This window comes from Microcoleus sp. B3-D2 (assembly GCF_036705345.1).
Taxonomy (GTDB): domain Bacteria; phylum Cyanobacteriota; class Cyanobacteriia; order Cyanobacteriales; family Microcoleaceae; genus Microcoleus.
On sequence record NZ_JAUBUG010000020.1, the window covers coordinates 68046 to 86944 of the forward strand.

The 18899-nt window shown below is 47.0% G+C and carries 12 protein-coding genes; 8 read left to right on the forward strand and 4 right to left on the reverse strand.

The features are described from left to right. Positions 1–88 precede the first annotated feature (88 nt). Positions 89–751: a Uma2 family endonuclease gene (locus QUB14_RS10405; protein ID WP_333216791.1), complete on the forward strand. Its 663-nt coding sequence runs from the start codon at positions 89–91 to the stop codon at positions 749–751. Positions 752–795: 44 nt separating this feature from the next. Here QUB14_RS10405 and cofH read toward each other — a convergent pair whose 3' ends face one another. Continuing rightward, positions 796–1941 carry a 7,8-didemethyl-8-hydroxy-5-deazariboflavin synthase subunit CofH gene (gene cofH, locus QUB14_RS10410; protein ID WP_333216793.1) on the reverse strand — a complete coding sequence of 382 codons (1146 nt, stop codon included), beginning with the start codon at positions 1939–1941 and terminating at the stop codon, positions 796–798. A 140-nt stretch (positions 1942–2081) separates the two neighbouring features. Here cofH and QUB14_RS10415 point away from each other — a divergent pair, with 140 nt between their 5' ends. The 4 genes from QUB14_RS10415 to QUB14_RS10430 all read left to right on the forward strand — a co-directional run bounded on the left by QUB14_RS10415 (position 2082) and on the right by QUB14_RS10430 (position 8664). Next, positions 2082–3296, forward strand: coding sequence for a glycosyltransferase (locus tag QUB14_RS10415; protein ID WP_333216795.1), 1215 nt, complete (start codon positions 2082–2084; stop codon positions 3294–3296). A gap of 105 nt (positions 3297–3401) precedes the next feature. Beyond that, positions 3402–5183 (forward strand): glycosyltransferase family 39 protein, encoded by a 1782-nt coding sequence (locus QUB14_RS10420; protein ID WP_333216797.1) that lies wholly within the window; start codon positions 3402–3404, stop codon positions 5181–5183. Positions 5184–5473: 290 nt separating this feature from the next. Continuing rightward, positions 5474–7525, forward strand: a complete 2052-nt coding sequence (locus tag QUB14_RS10425; protein WP_333297180.1) for an NACHT domain-containing protein — start codon at positions 5474–5476, stop codon at positions 7523–7525. Beyond that, positions 7525–8664: an SUMF1/EgtB/PvdO family nonheme iron enzyme gene (locus QUB14_RS10430; RefSeq protein WP_333216802.1), complete on the forward strand. Its 1140-nt coding sequence runs from the start codon at positions 7525–7527 to the stop codon at positions 8662–8664. The genes QUB14_RS10425 and QUB14_RS10430 overlap by 1 nt, the downstream gene beginning before the upstream one ends. Positions 8665–8749: 85 nt before the next feature. Here the strand turns inward: QUB14_RS10430 and QUB14_RS10435 are convergent, their stop codons facing one another. Beyond that, entirely contained in the window at positions 8750–9355 is a 606-nt protein-coding gene (locus QUB14_RS10435; RefSeq protein WP_333216804.1) for a DUF3318 domain-containing protein, read from the reverse strand. A gap of 516 nt (positions 9356–9871) precedes the next feature. Beyond that, positions 9872–11446, reverse strand: a complete 1575-nt coding sequence (locus QUB14_RS10440; RefSeq protein WP_333216806.1) for a nucleoside transporter C-terminal domain-containing protein — start codon at positions 11444–11446, stop codon at positions 9872–9874. Positions 11447–11666: 220 nt separating this feature from the next. Here QUB14_RS10440 and QUB14_RS10445 point away from each other — a divergent pair, with 220 nt between their 5' ends. Continuing rightward, positions 11667–11957: a hypothetical protein gene (locus QUB14_RS10445; RefSeq protein ID WP_190661770.1), complete on the forward strand. Its 291-nt coding sequence runs from the start codon at positions 11667–11669 to the stop codon at positions 11955–11957. A gap of 105 nt (positions 11958–12062) precedes the next feature. On the opposite strand, the gene QUB14_RS10450 is transcribed toward QUB14_RS10445, so the two are convergent. After that, complete coding sequence (locus QUB14_RS10450) at positions 12063–12257, reverse strand: hypothetical protein (RefSeq protein ID WP_190661768.1); 195 nt, start codon at positions 12255–12257, stop codon at positions 12063–12065. Positions 12258–12819: 562 nt separating this feature from the next. On the opposite strand from QUB14_RS10450, the gene QUB14_RS10455 reads away from it, so the two are divergent. Beyond that, positions 12820–17694 (forward strand): CHAT domain-containing protein, encoded by a 4875-nt coding sequence (locus QUB14_RS10455; RefSeq protein WP_333216808.1) that lies wholly within the window; start codon positions 12820–12822, stop codon positions 17692–17694. A 993-nt stretch (positions 17695–18687) separates the two neighbouring features. Further along, positions 18688–18899: hypothetical protein (locus tag QUB14_RS10460; protein ID WP_333216811.1), on the forward strand; the 212-nt coding region annotated here is incomplete at its 3' end.

Consider the following 18899-nt stretch of genomic DNA (forward strand, 5'->3'; position numbering starts at 1 on the left):
ACTCAACAGATATATCCAAAAACTCTTGTGGGGTAGGCATCCTGCCTGCCCTTAACACAAACTTAACAACTAGCTCGCAATTCAGCTTATGATTGTTATCACCCCCGTCCTAAAACCCGTTAGCCAAATAACGCTTTCTCCCGGTAGTGTCGTAACTATTCCCAATATAAGTTGGCTGGAATTCGAGTCGATTTTGCAGGAATTAGGGGAAAAACGAAGAACCAGAATTGCCTACAGCAACAGTACCTTAGAAATGATGGTTCCCTTACTAGATCGGGAAATTCCGAAAGATTTAATTTCCGATATGGTAAAAAAATTACTCAAGTCTGCGGGCAGAAGATATGAACCCTTTGGTTCTACTACGTTCAAACGGGAAGGTGCAGCAGGAGTTGAACCTGATGCTTGCTTTTATATTCTAAATTATCAGCGGATGATTGGCCGCCGCCGACTTTTACCGGACGATCCGCCGCCCGATTTGGCAATTGAGACGGATGTTACTTCTAAAACTAAGATCGATGCCTATAAAATTATTGGAGTTCCAGAAGTATGGGTTTATGACAGCGGCAGACTTCTGATTTATTTGCTGCAAGATGGAGAGTATGTAGAATCCGATATTAGTCCGAATTTTCCAGAAATCGCGATCGCACAACTTATCCCCACTGGGGTAGAACGTGCTTTACAGGTAGGAAGTTGTCAAGCGCTAGAAGAATTTGAAAGTGCGATCCTCTCCGAGGGCTTCGCTAACGGCTAAACTCCTAGGATGCGTTACGCACTTCGCACTTCGCATCCAAAAAATCACACACTTACTGCCAAATTGTCAACCCCTAAAGGTCGATAAATTGTATCTCTTTGCTGATAACTCCGCCCCAAAGAACTAATCGCATTTTGCAAATCTTCGACAGATTGACAACTACCGCCAACCGCACCGGCCATCGTTGTAATGTGCTCTTCCATCAATGTACCGCCGATGTCGTTGCAGCCCCATTTCAGCGCTTCAGTAGCTCCATCTAAACCTAATTTTACCCAACTCGGCTGGTGATTGGAAATCAAATTGCCTAAGAAGATTCTCGATACAGCGGTGAGTAACAATGTATCTGCTAAAACTGGTTGGTCGCGACCGACTCGACTCCGCAAAGGTGCCGGTGCTTCCTGTCCGACAAATGGTAGTAAAATAAATTCTGTAATGCGTGCCCCATAGTTTTGGTCGATCGCAGTTTGTTGGAGCGATCGTACTTTTTCTAAATGCAAAACCTGCTGTTGGGCCGTCTCAATATGCCCGCAAAGCATCGTACTCGTTGTCGGCAAACCCAGACGGTGAGCAGTTCCCACAATTTCCAGCCAAGTTGCCGAATTTAGTTTTTCCGGGCAAATCACCCGTCGCACAGAATCGTCGAGAACTTCCGCAGCGGTTCCCGGCATCGAACCGACTCCCGCATCCTGCAAAGCCGAAATTACATAGCTGAAACTAAGATTATCTCCTCTGGAAATAAATTCTATTTCTTGCGGCGAAAAAGCGTGCAAGTGCAACTGAGGAAACTTATCCTTAATAGTTTTCACCAATTGCAGATAATAAGGTAAAAATGCGCCGTTGAGCTTAGCTTGAAGATTTAAGCCGCCCTGCATACAAATTTCCGTTGCACCCCGCTGCACTGCATCAGTTGCCTTTTCCTGAATTTGAGCTGCATCTAACCAAAAAGCGCCCTCATCTCCCTCGTCGCGGCGGAATGCACAAAAACTGCAATGCTGCTCGCAAATGTTAGTAAAGTTAATATTCCGATTGATAACGTAGGTGACAGTATCCCCTGATTGTCGGCGGCGGAGCAAATCAGCGGTTGTTTGAATAGATGCTCGCGCATCTGGATCTCTTTGCTGCAAAAGTACCAAGGCCTCTGCGGAAGAGATGTTATAACCTTGTAAAGCTCGATCGAGAATTGCATCCACAGTTTTCTTTTTAACTCAGTTACAGAATTACTAACTAGAATTAAGACATTTTTATATCTTAACTAATCAATTATGGAGGAACGATATTTTACAATCTCAAGTGCTAGCAAAATATTCTTGACTTTCTGAACACTCAAATTATGGGCAGCTACCAACCAAATCAGGTCTTGCCAGTGCCGTCGGGGTCTTTGCAGATTCCTGCTATACAGACTTTCGGTTCAACTTTTGTACACGCACGCACACCGCCAATTTATTTTTCCCTGGTAATTCCCACCTACAACGAGCGCACGAATATCCAGAGTATTGTGGAAAAATTGAGCCAATTGCTCGATGGTATCCTTCCCGGCAACTACGAATTAATTGTAGTCGATGACGACAGTCCCGATCGCACCTGGGAAGTCGCCCTGTCCCTGACACCGGAATATCCGCAATTGCGGGTGATGCGCCGGGAAGACGAGCGGGGACTTTCCACAGCGGTAATTCGCGGGTGGCAGGCCGCTCGGGGCGAGGTTTTGGGCGTCATCGATGCCGACTTGCAGCATCCCCCGGAGACGCTATTGCAGCTTTTAGCAGAAATTCAGCGGGGAGCAGATTTAGCTGCTGCGAGTCGTCACGTTGGCGAGGGTGGTGTGAGCGACTGGAGCGTTGTCAGGCGATTTTTATCGCGGGGCGCTCAAACTCTGGGGTTGGTGATCCTGCCGGGAGTCGTGGGCCGAGTTTCCGATCCGATGAGCGGCTATTTTATGGTGCGTCGCACTTGCATTGCGGGCAAAACCATGAATCCTGCTGGTTACAAAATATTGATTGAAGTCCTCGGCAGGGGGGATATCCGCTGGATTGGAGAAGTTGGTTACGTGTTTCAGGAGCGGCAAGAAGGTGATAGCAAAGTTACTTGGAAACAGTATATTGAGTATTTGCAACATTTGCTGAGGTTGCGGTTTGCCCGGTGGCCGATGGGTAAGTTTCTGCGGTTTGGCATCGTGGGTTTCAGCGGCGTGTTTGTGAATATGGGGGTTTTGTATGTCCTGTTCGATATCCTCGGTTTGGGGCTGACTCGCAGTCTGATCGTTGCTGGTGAATTGGCAATTATCAGTAACTTTTTGTGGAATGATTTGTGGACTTTTGGGGATATTTCTAAGCGGCAGCCCGGATCGCGCCAGCGATTGAAACGCCTGTTGAAATTTAATACGATTTGCTTGATGGGTTTGATTTTGAATGTGCTGCTGGTTAATTTGCTGTTTAATGTTTTGGGAATGAATAAATATTTGGCTAACTTAATTGCGATCGCGACTGTGACTCTGTGGAATTTCTGGATCAATATGAAGCTGAGTTGGCGGGTGACAGACGTGAAGTAGGTAATGGGGAATTGTTGACTGTTGACTGTTGACTGTTGACTGTTGACGGCGTTGAGTGATGACAATTGACAACTGACAACTGACAACTGACTGCTGACTAAATTAATGCTTAAGAACAAACAACTGTTGTTACTATTTCTGTGGACGGCGATCGCCTTTATTTTGCGCTTTGCCAATTTGGACTTGAAACCGCTGTGGACGGATGAGTTTTCCACTCTAGTGTTTAGTTTGGGCAACAGTTTTCGAGGGGTGACGATCGATCGCGCGATCGATCTTTCTACATTATTAGAACCGCTACAATTGCGCCCCGGTGCTGGGATTGCAGATGTCTTAAACCATTTGCTGCTAGAAAGCAATCATCCACCAGTGTATTTTATGCTCGCCCACTGGTGGATGCGACTGTTTGGGCCTTCAGAGGATAGTTTAGTTTGGATTGGGCGAGCTCTTCCTGCTTTATTGGGGGTAATTTCAGTTCCAGCTATCTACTTTTTGGGCAAATTTGCTTTTAGTTCTCGTTTAGTCGGTCAATGTGCCGCCGCGATGATGGCAGTTTCTCCCTACGGCATTTATCTCGCTCAAGAAGCTCGCCATTACACTTTAGGAATCTTATTAGTTATTGCCTCTCTTTTTTGCCTAGCATTAGCTGCAAAAAAGCTGCAACAGCGCGCTCCCCTGCCTATTTGGGCGGTGCTGCTTTGGGTAGTTGTTAACTGTTTGGGAATTGCGGTGCACTACTTTTTTGCACTGACTTTGTGTGCGGAAGCAATAGCATTAATTGCTGTAATCTGGCAGCAGTTTCATGGAAAATTGCCAATTGACAACAGCCAGCAGCCTAATATTTGGCAATTTCAAATTCTGTGGCGGCTTTTCGCAGTAGCGATGGGCACTTTAGCAGGCGGTTTAGTTTGGCTGCCGGTATTTTGGTCGAATAAATACGGCAGCGAACTAACTAATTGGATTGTCAGCGGCGATCGCACATTCTTAGATTGGATCGCGCCGATTTTTCAAGCTTTAGCTGGATGGATCACTGTCATGTCTCTGCTGCCGGTGGAATCGCAAAATTTGGCAGTAGTAGTTGCATCGGCGATCGTAATGACAATATTTTTTATATTGGTGCTTCCCATCCTGTTTAGCGCCCTTAAAAAGTGCTTAACAACGCCCGATAGTCGTTTAGGTACTGTTATTTTCGGCGGATTTGTGATAGGCTCAATTTTCCTATTTTTCAGTTTTGCATATATTTTAGGGATTGACCTAACTCGCGGGGCTCGATACAATTTCGTCTACTTTCCGGGGGTGATATTGCTTTTAGGAGCAATCTTGGCGGTTATTTTTAACACACCTAGAGCAAAAAGTCAATGGTTTAATTTACGGGCGATCGAAGTTCCGGGCAAAAAAGCAGTGGTGCTAATTTTAGCAATGGGTTTTTTTAGCGGTGTCACAGTAAATTCCAATCTCGGCTATCGCAAATATTACAAACCAGACCTTTTAATTCCGATTATCAGCCAAGTATCGAAAGTTCCCGTGTTAATTGCCACTACTCAAAAGACTCATGTAGAAATAGGAGAGTTGATGGGGATAGGGTGGGAATGGGAAAGAAGTTCGGCAACGGATTTTGTAGGGGATGTAACGGCTGTTAGGAAGAAAGAAGAAGTTAAAGCCTTTGATTCTCCGCTATTTCTTTTGGCTAATCAGAGAAGGGATGGGCCGGAAATAGCGGCAGGGACACTTGACAAAACACTCAGTCAATTAGAACGTCCGCTGGATTTGTGGTTAGTTAATTTTCGCGCACCTGTCAATCTAGAAGCACAAAAATGTCAGGTTGAATCAGGCGAGTTGCCTGCGGTGGATGGGTATGAATATCAAGTTTATCATTGTTCTAGGTCATAGGTAAGTCTTAGGGGATGGGTCGGGCGATCGACAAATCTACTTCGGAAAGATCGCACATGAGCAATAAATAACATCTATTGCGAACGATCGCTCGCTACGATCGCCTAAACTGGGAAACAACAGGCTTTTAAATGCGATCGCTTATGTCCAGATTTATACAAAATTGGCTGCTACCATTGCTATTGATACTCAGTAATGGTTTCTTGGGTTGGCTGATCAACCAACTGCCCGGTAAACAGGACTTAAAAATTGAAGACCCTATAATAATCTTACTGACAGTAGGGTGTCTATTGGCACTTTTTATCCTCGGTGCTATATCCAGTCAGTCTCAGCCGAGTGCAACGCCTGCAAATCAAAATTGGGTTCTTGGTTTTTTACCTTTGCTGGGAGGTGGCATCCTTTTCGGACTCTTGAAGGGGAACCACCTAGCCGCCGAATTCAACTCAGCAGTTTTTTATACATCTCTCCTTCTGTTTGGTTTGGGGACTGTGCTCCCCCCTGTACTGCTTTTACCGAGACAATGGCAGAACAGGTTGGTATGGTTGGCGCCCGGTTTGGGACTGGCGGTAATGTTGTATTTCATACTGAGAGGCGAATGGCCAGCAGCGTTTTTGGCTTTGGTTGTGACTGTAATTTTGATGTTGTTTATCCATGCCATCAAGTTTCTCATCCCAGTTACTAACCAACTTGCACCGAAGTTTAGGGCAAAGAGACAGCAACTTGCAGATAGTTTTGCAGACGGGATTTGGAAGAAAATCGAAAATTTAACCTCACCTTTCCAGCGGCAATATTACAAGGGTTTGACTTATATCTGTCGATATTATCAAACACAGGGATTGGATCAAGATCGACCCCTGAATTTGCAAAAGGTATTTGTGTCTCTCAAAATTGTTGCAACAGAGGCAGCGAATATAAAGCCCGAAATGGTTCAGCCACGCAAGAATGAAACAAATAACTCAAATGAAACACAAATTTGGAAGTTTTTAGCAGCAATAGATAAGCATCCGGAATTTCGGCGCATGGCAGTTTTGGGCGCACCCGGTTCCGGGAAAACTACCCTTTTGAGATATTTAACGCAGACTTATGCCACAAAGCAACAGCGGAAAGAGCATCCGAAAGCGCCGAAACTGATTCCGATATTGTTGTATCTCCGAGATGTGCGTCAGGAAATTGTGAATAATAATCAACTCACTCTGGCAGACTTAATTACTCAGCAGGTACAGCAGCAGCAGCAAAACTTTCACCTGGAGAATCCACCGCCTAACTGGTTTGCCGAAAAAATACGTCAAAACAAATGTTTGGTAATGTTAGATGGATTGGATGAAGTGGCAGATGAAACCCAGCGCCAGCAAGTAAGTAGTTGGGTAGACCAACAGATGCAGACATACCCGGATACGGCTTTTATCTTAACCTCTCGACCTGTGGGCTATAAAACTGCGCGGTTGCAACAAGATGTGACTGTCTTAGAAGTGCAACCATTTAGCCTGAAACAGACGCAACTGTTTATTCGTAGCTGGTATTTGGAAACAGAGGTGAAAAGTCACGCTGGACAAGATGATGCGCGAGTGCGGGCAGACGCTAAACAACAAGCTGATGATTTAATTAAGCGGATAAAGAATAGCAAACCTCTGGCGGACATGGCGGTGAATCCTTTGCTGCTAACAATGATTGCCACAGTTCACCGTCGCGGTAGCGCCTTGCCCGGAAAACGGGTAGAACTTTACAAAGAAATTTGCCAGGTTTTACTAGAAAGGCGACAAAGAGCTAAAAATATGGCGGAGGCGCTAACAGCGACGCAAAAGCAATCTGTGCTGCAAGTGCTGGCATTTGAATTAATGCAGCAGAAAACTCGTGAGTTCAAGCTATCCGATGGAATTAATCTGATTAAAGACAAGTTGGCAGATGTAGCAGGCAGTGGGGCGAATCCAGAGGAATTTATTCAGCAAGTTCGGGAGGTGAGTGGGTTGTTAGTGGAAAAAGAAGTAGGCGTTTATGAATTTGCTCACTTGAGTTTCCAGGAATATTTAGCAGCGGTTGAGATTAAAAAATCGAACCAAGAGAATTTGTTAATCGGAAATATTAATCAATCTTGGTGGGAGGAAACTATCCGTCTTTATGCAGCGCAGAGTAATGCTAGCAATCTGATTCGTACAGTGTTGGCGATGCCATCTCCGTCCGTTGAGGTAATGGCACTCGCCTATGATTGTTTGGACGAGGGGTTGAGTGTAAATCGAGACGTTCGGCAACAACTGGAGCAAATTTTAGAGCAAGGTTTGAATTCGACAGACCCAGAAATTGCTAAATTAGCAGCACAGGTACAGTTATCGAGGCGATTGAAATAATGCTGTTACGAATTGATGAGAATGTCCAAATTGACATGAGTTACATCACCTGCGCGGAATATCAGCTTTTTATTGATGAGAAGCTGAAAGCGGGTGCACATCGACAACCTGACCATTGGAAAAGTTACAGATTTCCGCCAGGAGATGCTAAAAAACCCATTACTGGAGTAAGGTCGATCGATGCAAAGGAGTTTTGTGAATGGTTAACTCAGCAGCAATCTGCACCAATATTTAAATATAGACTGCCAACTTTAGCTGAAGTAAAGGAGCATCCAGTCCCAGAAAAACAAGTAGGGTGCTGGTGTTTTGATGGAGAACAGCGAATCATTGCAGGAATAGAAACAGGACAGAAGCAAACTTGGGGACAGAAATTAGCTGAGGTTTTGGTTCTCAAGCTCAACCTCGACCTCAACCGCGACCTCGACCTCGACCTCGACCTCCAGGGCAACCGCGTCCTCAACGGCGACCTCTACCGCGTCCTCAACCGCGACCTCAACCGCGTCCTCAACCGCGACCTCAACCACGACCTCTACCTCGACCTCTACCTCCACGGCAATCGCGACCTCTACCGCGTCCTCTACCGCGTCCTCTACCGCGACCCCTACCGCGACCCCTACCGCGACCCCTACCGCGACATCAACGGCGACCTCAACCTCGACCTCTACCGCGACATCAACCGCGTCCTCAACCTCGACCTCTACCGCGACCTCTACCTCGACCTCAACCGCGTCCTCAACCTCGACCTCAACCGCGTCCTCAACCTCGACCTCAACCGCGTCCTCAACCGCGACCTCAACCGCGACTTCAACCTCGACCTCAATCGCGACCTCGAAGGTCAATTTAAAGCAATTGGAGCGGGCAAAGCTAGTGATTTCCTACTTTTATACTTCCCTCTGCTTCCGGTTATTGTTATGTATCATTTCTTGTCAGCAGCTTATCAGGCAATCTCCAAAAATAAAGAGGCGCTCAATACAATTGAGTTAAGCGGTCAAGAAAGTGAAGCTATTAGCCGTAAGTATCTAGAGAGTCTCAATGAAATCTACCCACTTTATGTTTACTTGGTATTACTAGATGAGCGGCAAGCGGGTCGGATACCAGCATGGGAGAGTATTCGGATTGTCAGGGAAAGAGTTGAGTAGCAGATATAGCGCCTGGATAGTAGGGACACAACACTGTTGTGTCCTTTGGCTGCGGAACACAGGATTGTTTGTGAAATAGTATTTTCTAATCTTGCCTGACACTATCGGGTACGCCCACCGCCGAAATACCCGATATTGCCTTTAAGTTTTGACACCGAATCAACTCATTAAAATCCAAACTGCGCCCTTCAATTTGCGCCACAGCCTCGATCGCCCCAAGCAAATGTCCGGCAGCTTCCGCTTCGTTGTAACCACGCCTTCCCGCTACTCTAATCGCCCCCTCGTCAGCATCTAACTCTACTTGGGAACTGCGGTTGTCGCGCCAAATTCGAGTCATGGCGAGTCCCGTCAAACCGCCCGCGATCGCAGTGCCGATCGCATCTCCCTGCAACAATTCTACAACAGTCCCGACAATTCCCGCCAGAGCCGCACCTTGATAAATATCCGGTTTAAACCACTTAAAACTGCACAGAAAACTGACATTCCGCAATAGCAGTAAATCCCGCTCCGGCTTAGATAGCAGCCGCCACAAATCAAAATTAATATAAATCGGGCGAGATTGATTCCAAGGCAAAGGAAAATCGCAGTCAATTACCGTTGATTGTTGTGGCTTATTAATAATTTTACACATCATGCGGCCGGAAGCGGGCATCACATCTAACAGGCGGCGAATTTCTGGTTCGGGATTCATAAATTTTAGGGTAATTGATAATTGGTAAGGGGTAATTGCATCTGCATAAAAAACAATAATATCTATCAGGGGCTTGTAGGGGCGGGTTTCACCGACAATAATTGCCTAAAACCTACAATCTCGTAAACCCGCCCCCACCCAATCGCTAGTTTTATAGCAATCCTCGCATCATTTGTGAATTTCTTACTCCCTCCCCTTAGTAAGGGGAGGGTTGGGGTGGGGTAAAAAATTTACGACTCATTTAGGATTCCTATACATACAATATTTGTCGATAATTGACAATCTTAGGACTTATGCACGGGTAGCCAGAAACCGGGTTTTTTGCGAGAATAATTCGTTACAGCCACAGATTTGGTGAAAAACCCGGTTTCTTGGGTCAGAGTGCGTCCATAACTGATTTGATCCCAATCAAAGTTGATGTAGGTTATTGGTTGTTTGGGGGCGGGTTTCTGTAGATTTTTGACGGGAGTTAAATATTGTTGGAAAAACCAGCCCCTACGAGTTCTTAGAAGATAATTAAGGGTTTTTCTTGGATTCGGGAGATGGAGATTTTTGAGCTTTCGGAGCCGCTTTTTCGGGGTTGGGCGAAGGCTTCGGACTGGGAATTGTTGGGGCAACTGACGGCTTTGAATTCGCGGCTGGGGAGGATAGCGGTTTTGGAGAATCAGGGGCTGTTAATGGGGCCGCCGGGGCTGTCTTAGCGCCTAAAATGCTGGCGTCTCCGGTGTCGAAGGTGCCCGCGATGCAAGCGATCATCATTGTCGCTAAAGTGCCGACAAATAATGCTTTCCAACCGAGTTCGGAAATGTCTTTGCGGCGGGATGGAATTAGGGCGATTGTGCCACCGACAAATATGCCGACGGAGGCTAAGTGGGCGAAGCCGGAAAGGGCGTAACTGACAATTAAAACTGTACGATCGCTCACCAGTTTGTTTGCCGATGCTTCTGCTAGAGTTTGATAGGGAGGAATCGCCGTTTCTAACAACCTGCGACCGATAATTACTGACGCTTGCCAAGAGTCCTCTAAGGGAACTCCTGTTAATAGCGTCAGGGGATAAAATAAGACTCCCATAATGTTGGCTAAGGTGACAACTTTGAACAAGTCACCAATTGGGCCTGGCAAAATTGCCAGCCAGCCAAAGAATTGATTAATTAAGGAAACTAAGCCTAAGATTAAAATCAAAACAGCGGCAATTGCCACTGCCATTTTTACACCGTCCAATGCACCAATAATCGCTGCATCCAAAGGGCTAACTCGTTCGATGGGTTCTCCCCCAACAGTCTCTTGTTTGAATTCTTCGCGCTCCGTGTCCGAAATTTCTTCGCCCACAAACTCGCGGCCTTGAGGCTTCGGTTCTTCCTTGGGAATGCCGCCCATTGTCAGGGGCACGCCTGTTTCTGGTACTAAGATTTTGGAGAGAACAAAACAAGCAGGAATTGCGATAATTGAGGCGGAAACTAAATGCCCTAAAATATTGGGAAAAACTGGCTTTAGAAAACTAACGTAAATTGCTAAAGTTGAAGAAGCGGCCGTCCCAAAACAGCAAGAGAGGATTGCACAAAGTTCCGAACGAGTCATTTTCGGCAAATAAGGCTTGACGACAATTGCCGCTTCAATTCCTACAAAAATATTAGCCGCACCGCTGAGGGCTTCTGCGCCGCTCAACCGCATTGTCGTATAAAAGATTTTGGCAAAAAGTTCGGTGATAATTTGAATCACGCCGATGTTGTATAGCAAGGCCATGAGGCCAGAAAAAAAGATGACTGTCGGTAAAGCTCTAAAGGCAAAAATATATCCTAAATTAACTGCCGGAGGTTTACCAGGTATCGGTACAACATTGCTCCCGAATACAAATCTCGCTCCAGCGTCAGCAGCGGTGAATACTCCATCCAGTAAGCCAGTAAACCACTCTAGGGCGATGCGAGTTGGGGGGAAGAGGAATACTAAAAATCCTAAGACTAATTGCAGTCCAATGCCCCAGATGATGACGCGCCAGGGAATATACTTGGACTGTCGGTTTTCTGAAAAAATCCAGGCGATCGCACATAAGCCAAAAATGCCCAGAAACGAGATAAGATTGTAGATTGACATAAGCTTAGTCCTTGAAATACTTGAGAATGCCGATCAACGGTTTGCATCACATCAGTTATACTATTCATCTGACGGCAAATACTAAAAAAAATAACGGGCCGATGAATTACGCACTCAACAGCGTACTTATGTCATTGCTTAGGTCATTCCGAACTCTGCGGATCTTTAGCAAGCCTTGATTTGCCGTAATTACCAGCAGTTTAGATAGAAACTCTAACACATGGAAGCTTTTGCTCCACATCCTCCTGAATGGACTGCGACGGCGGTTCACGCTAATGAGTTTTGCTGTCCCAAGTGCGGCGCTAGCTGCACTGATGCCGCTGAGGTCTGGATTAATCGCCGATCGCCAGTATACACCGAGTTCAACCGCCGCAAGTGGCAAGAATTTTACCGCTGCCAGTGCGATGGCGTGTGGTGGGCCTGGAGTAACGATAGGCCTCCTTCTGAACTTGTGCGTCGCGATCAGAGTTCCGATGACAGCCCGGATGACGGCCCGGATGATGATTTTTAGAACGGTGACAGAATTTTCCCTTTTCGCTTTTCGATTTTATTTAAAATTAGGCTAAGGTGCGCCTCGGCGCACCCTACATTTAGATATGTTAGCGCCAGTTATCAACTAATTCATCACGTCAAGTATTCCCTTGACTACGCCTTCCATCACTTTTTCAATTAAGCTCAATTCATTTTCGCCGATCGACTCATTTAAGAGCATTGACTGAATTCGCTGTCTGTCATCCCGAGTCAGTTCGCCTGACGAAAATATCCGCTCTACTATTTGTTCAGTTAGAAATGGGAAAGCTGGGGTTTGCATGGTTGGTCTCTAAAAGCATCAATATTTTGTTTTTAACTTTATTAGAGGAGCCAGTTATGGTGTGGGTTTTTGCTGTCCCACCAAATCAGTGCTCCAATCATAGGACTCTGGGGGGATTTTGTCAATACACTGGCGACAGATAAATACAAAATTTGCCTTAATTTTCCGACATTCTGGCAACGGATGGTTTGGGAGTGCGATCGATCCCCGGCGGTGGCGGTGTTCGATCGACCTTTTTAAGTTTATTGGCACTTTGGCGGAACATTACAGCTCAAAAAAAATCAAAACGAGAAGAGATTAGAATTGGTAATGGAGAATTTGTAATCGGGAATTGGTAATTGGTAATGGGAAAGTGGCTTTTCCTTGTTTCCTGGGACTCATGACTAATGACTAAGTAGGTGGTTACACATAAACATTACACGGGAGGGTGGGTGAGTGCCGCAATAAACTGCTTACAAGTAAAGATACTGGCTCCACCCGCCCCGCCAAGATATTATTGCTTTTTTGTGCCGATCTACTTAATGACTAATGAATAATGACTAATGACTAATAGCTTCCTCTAATGACCTATTTTCGTTCTGCTCTAATTTTGACATTAGGTTTTGGGCTGCTACCGCTAGCAGTGCGATCGCAACCTGTAGTTCCTGCTACTGACGGCACGAATACTGTTGTTAAGTCCGAGCAAAATCGTACAGACATTAGCGGCGGGCAACTGTCAGGAAACGGCGCCAATCTTTTTCACAGCTTCAGCCAATTTAATCTCAGCGAAGGTCAAATAGCTAATTTTCTAACTAATCCAAATATTCAAAATATTTTAGGGCGGATTTCCGGCGACAATGTTTCCGTAATTAACGGTCTGATTTCTGTAAGCGGTGGCAACTCGAATTTATTCTTAATGAATCCTGCCGGAATTGTCTTCGGTCAAAATGCTAGATTAAACGTGCCGGGGTCGTTTTTGGCGACAACTGCTACAGGCATTGGTTTCGGCGATAGCTGGTTCAATTCGGCAGGAATTAATGATTACAAAGCTTTACTGGGGAATCCCAATCAATTTAATTTTAATAATTCACAAGTGGGTGCAATTGTCAATGCGGGGAACTTGGCAGTTGGCAGCGGGCAAAGTTTAACTTTGCTCGGTGGCACCGTTATTAATACAGGACAATTATCCGCTCCCAACGGTCAAATTACTGTGGCTGCTGTTGCAGGACAAAATGCAGTCCGCATCAGTCAAACCGGCAATTTATTGAGTTTAGAAATTACTCCGTCTGGGCAGTCAGAAAAATCGGCTATCGCCCCAGTTTCTTTGCCTCAGTTGCTCACGGGGCCCGGCGTAGCGTCAGCCACAGGTTTAACGACTAACGAACAAGGTCAATTGGTACTGACGGGCGGCCAAACAGTGGCGGCAGTTCCGGGAAGTGCGATCGTCTCGGGTTCTTTAAATGTATTTGCTCCTTCTGGGAATGCTGGCGGCACAGTCAATATTTTAGGGGAAAAAGTTGGACTCTTCGGCGCAAATATCAATGCTTCCGGGACGAACGGCGGAGGTACTGTGCGTGTCGGAGGCGGTTTCCGGGGGATCGAACCAGTGCCGAACGCACTGGTAACTTATGTTAGTCCTGATTCTACGATCGCAGCCAACGCGATCGACCGCGGCAATGGCGGCACTGCGGTAATTTGGTCAGACAATACAACTCGCTTCTTCGGCAATATTAGTGCTCGCGGGGGTCTCGCCGCAGGTAACGGCGGCAGAGTCGAAGTTTCGGGCAAAAATGCTTTAACTTTCCAAGGAGAGGTCGATACCCGCGCGACTAACGGTGCGATCGGCAATTTGTGGCTCGATCCGGCAAATATTACGATCGTCAGCGGTAACGGCGACACCAGCGCGCCATCAACCGGTGGCGGACTCGAAGCGGCACCAGAACCTAATGAAACATCGATCTCAGAAGTGCAGTTGGAACAGATGGCGGCCGGCAGCAACGTGGTTCTAGAAACCCCGGGCTACATCACCCTCCAAGACTTGCCCGATAACAAACTTTCGCTGCAAGCGAGAACGGGAGACACCGTAACATTTAGATCGGGCGGAGTGTTTTTTGTCAATGACCCCAAGGATTTAATCGAGACTCAAGGTGGCAACATCAACATTTTCGCCAGCAGCATCTCTCTGGGCGGACTTAATGCTAACGGTGGCAATATCGCTCTCACTGCTAACGGCATTGACTTGAGGGGCGGCAGCAATTCTGTCAGCAGTGCGGGGGGAACAATTCGCTTGCAACCCAACGACAGCCGAGCAATTCGGATCGGTGGCACCGGCGATATTTTGGGCATTTTAGACTTGACGGCAAGGGATCTCGGCGCTTTGGCGGGGGGTTTCGGCTCGATCGCGATCGGGCGCGAAAACGGTAGCAGCTCGTCGATCGCGATCGTCGCACCCATTACCTTCAACAGCCCGCTGACACTTCAAGGCAGCTCGATCGCGATCGACAATCCCCTGAGAACAAGTGGCAGCGCTAGCTTGACTCTCGACGCGCCTCAAACCGATCTCAAAGCCAACATTGCGACATCCGGCGGCGATCTCACTTTTACAGGAAACGCATCCCTCAATGCTGACGTGGCTTTGAGCACTGAAGCTAGGGGCAACATTCTGTTCTCCGGTAGCCTAGACGGATCTCGCGCCCTGAGACTTGACGCTCAGCGAGTGCTGTTCGGCGCTACAGTCGGTCAAGCTGCACCGCTGGCGAGTTTGTACGTCCACGCCGGCAGTACCGAGGTTTCGGGCAATATTGCGACATCTGGCGACATGAATTTCAATAGTAACGTCACAGTCGATCGCACCGCCACCCTAGCGGCCACTACCGGCAATATTGCTTTTGCCAATACCCTCGACAGCACGCCGGGCCGCGCAAATAATTTGACGCTGCGCGCTGGCGGCAACATTACTTTTGACGGCCTAGTCGGTCAAAATCAGAGGTTGGGCCTGCTCTCGGCTGATGCTGCTAGCGTGACGGCTACTTCCACAATTACAGCGCGCAGTTTGAGCGTTAACGCGCGAGATTCTGTTACCTTCGGAGGGGACAGCACGGCCGCTTTGGGAGCCGATATCAAGGCAGCAAATGTCCTCTTAGAGGGTAATTTAAGGACGGATGGCGGCAGCGTGAACCTGCAAGCAAGCGGCGAGGTTCGGACTGGCAATATTACCTTGAACGGTGGGAGGATTCGAGTTGAGGGGAATACTGTTGCTGCGGGTGCGATCGACTCGTCATCAGCGGGAACAGGAGGCGCGATCGCTCTCCAAAGCAATGCCGGCCCTGTAACTGCGGGAGCTTTGAACGCTTCGGGGACGATCGGCGGAAATATTGCTGTCACCTCTTCAGCGGGCATTTCGGCTCTCGATCTCAACTCCAGCAGCACTTCAAACGGCAACGGCGGAGGCGTTTCCCTGAGCGCGACTGATAACATTCAGTTGGGCTTTATCAACGCTCAAGGCGGCACTGGTGGCACTGGCGGCAGCGTTGATGTGACAACCCTCGGTTTGTTTAGCTCGAACAGTGTTTTCAACGATATATCGGGCAATTTTTCCAGTATTTCTACTGCCGGAGGTGCGCGGGCGGGAGCAGTCGCAATTCGCCACGGAGGCGGTATCGATCGACCGTTTGTAGTTGGCGGCGCGATCGATAATGGAACCCGGGGAAGCATTAATGCTGGCGGGGGAAACGCCATTTTGCCCACTTTTTCTTTTGGACAAACTTACACGCAAGGAAGTTTACCAAATCAGATTTCCCTAGTTACCCCGGGCCCCCCCTCTGCTCCGGCACCAATTCCGGCACCAATTCCGGCACCAATTCCGGCACCAATTCCGGCACCAATTCCGGCACCAATTGCCCCACCGCCTGTAGTGCCAGTAGTCCCCGTAAATCCCGAGCCTGCGCTGTCACTTCCTGCATCTATGGAAGTAGAATTGCGATCGCCAAGTAGATACAAACATTCCCCAACTAGCCCGGATATTTTCGCTCCTTCTCGCAGATTAGATGCGGCAGGTTCGGGAGTTTTAGAATTTGAACAAACCTTTACTCGCGAGTACGAAAAATATCTGGACTTGCCCGCAAGAAGACCGATTAGTAATATGTCGGTTATTTACGAAACTCTTCGCAAAAACGAACAAACTACTGGGATAAAATCTGCCATTATTTATATGAATTGGGTCAGCATAGCGGATGCAGGCGCCGCCAAAGAAAATGATTCTGTACTGGTGGCAAGTCAGGATTTATCTAATCTATTGCCTGCGAGAACAAACCTCGCCTCCCAGCCCCCTCATCCCTTAGAAAATAAGTTGACCCAGAGGTTGCAGCCGGATGGCAAAGAAGTTTCCGATGTTCCTGATGGGGAGCATTTAGAATTAGTGTTAGTAACAGCTAACGCTCAACCCCAGCGCGTTTTAATTCCGGCGACAACGCGCTGGCAGGTGTTGCAACTAGCCGACGCCCTGCAAAGCGAAATAACTAATCCCCGAAAAAGAGGCAGCATTAGTTATTTGGATACGGCGCAAAAACTTTATCGCTGGTTAATTGCACCAGTTGCCGCAGAATTGGCAGCTTTAAAGATTGACAATTTAATTGTAATTCCAGCAGCAGGTTTGCGGAGCGTACCGTTTGCGGCCCTTCACGACGGCAAAGGCTTTTTAGTTGAGAAATACAGCATTAGCGTGATGCCGAGTCTGAGTTTAACTGATATCGGCTACGACAATATTGCGGATGATGAAATTTTGGCAATGGGGGCGTCGGTATTTGAAGATAAAGCGCCATTACCGGCTGTGCCGGTGGAGTTAGAGTCGATCGCGCCGCCCGATCGGGGAAAATCATTTTTGAATCAAGATTTTACTCTCGGAAATTTGCAAGCTCAGCGGGCAAATCGGCCTTTTGGCATCATTCACTTAGCAACTCACAGCGAATTCCAGCCCGGGGAACCGAAAAATTCTTACATTCAGTTGTGGGATACTAAATTGCGCCTCGATCAAATGCCACAGTTGCGGTGGAATGAACCGCCGGTGAATCTGTTAGTTTTAAGCGCGTGCAGTACCGCTTTGGGCGACGAAGAGGCGGAGTTGGGGTTTGCGGGTTTGGCGGTAGCTAGCGGTGCTAAATCGGCTTTGGCGAGTTTGTGGGAAGTCAGCGATGAGGGGACTTTGGGGCTGATGACGGAGTTTTACCGGCAGTTGCGAACCCCCAGACGCGGTGGCAATTTGATGATTAAAGCGGAGGCTTTGCGGCGCGCGCAATTGGAGATGCTGCAGGGGCGCGTGCGGATTCAAGACGGGATGCTGCGAGTCGATGGGCTTTCTATGAGTCTAATTTTGCCTCCCGAAATTGCGGCGCGGGGCGATCGACTGCTTTTGCATCCTTATTATTGGGCCGCCTTTACAATGATTGGCAATCCTTGGTAATGGAGATGTTGAATGAAGAAGGAAAAAGAGGCGTTGCTAAATCAAGCTATCAATAGTGCAGTAACTGGAACCTCCTGAAATTTTAGGTAATGTATTCAGGACTTATATCGTTTCCGATGCCACCGGAAACGCTATCAAATATCTCGAAATAATGAGTTCATAAAACGCATCCTAAAATTCCTGAACGAAAGTGGCCAACGGCTGTGCACGGCGAGATTTGGTGGTTTTTTTTCACATAAGTCTGTAATTCATCGATATCACCGACTTCTGATATCGTTTCCGGGTGCATCGGAATAATAAAATCGAGTCAACATTTAACACTCAACCATTCAGTTTTTCGAGTCGCCCGTCAACAGTCAACAGTCAACAGTCAACAGTCAACAATCATAAGGAGTGCGACCGGAATTCATATGAAATGACCTCGGGGTGATAAGCATCGGCTCGGAGTTTTCCCACAAGTCTTACCCAAGTTATTAGGGTGATGTGATGAGATCCCTTGATTCGTTAATAGTCCGAGAATTCCTACCATTGACATACATTTTTATACCTTGGGGTTTCACAGTATCACTGTAACCAGGCGTGGGATTCATAATCAGCGATAAATTGACAACCAGATTTGACACAAATGTGCTTCTGTTTTCCTTTTTTATTACGGTTTTTACGGCTGTCGGTTGATTTTCACTGGCTTTTATTGCATGGTGATTCCACCTATTCATACTATAATTATGCAACGCCCAAATCTCCGAGGAAGCTCAACGGCGAGATCCCTTCACTCTGTTCTGCCTGCTTTAGGAGGAAACTGTGGAGCGAGATCCCTCCTAACATAAATCTTTATTTGTATTTTTTTTAAGAAATGTAAAAATAAATATTTTTTTATTGGGAATTTAAATTTTGCTTAAAGTGCAGGCTAGTCTTTATATTAGAGGATACATCTACTTAGAAATTGATAAGTGCTAAAAAAATGTGTATTTCTTCTTAAAAGAGGCTGCAAAAATGATTAACTTAGCGGGTTACGAGATTACCAACCAAATACATGAAGCTAACAATTCTTTAGTTTACCGAGGATTGAGAAAGCAAGACAACCAACGGGTAATTCTCAAATTTCTCAAGCAAGATTATCCGATGCCCGCTTCGTTAGTCAGATACAAGCAGGAATACGAAATTACACGCAATCTCAACCTAGAAAGTGTACCTAAAACCTACAG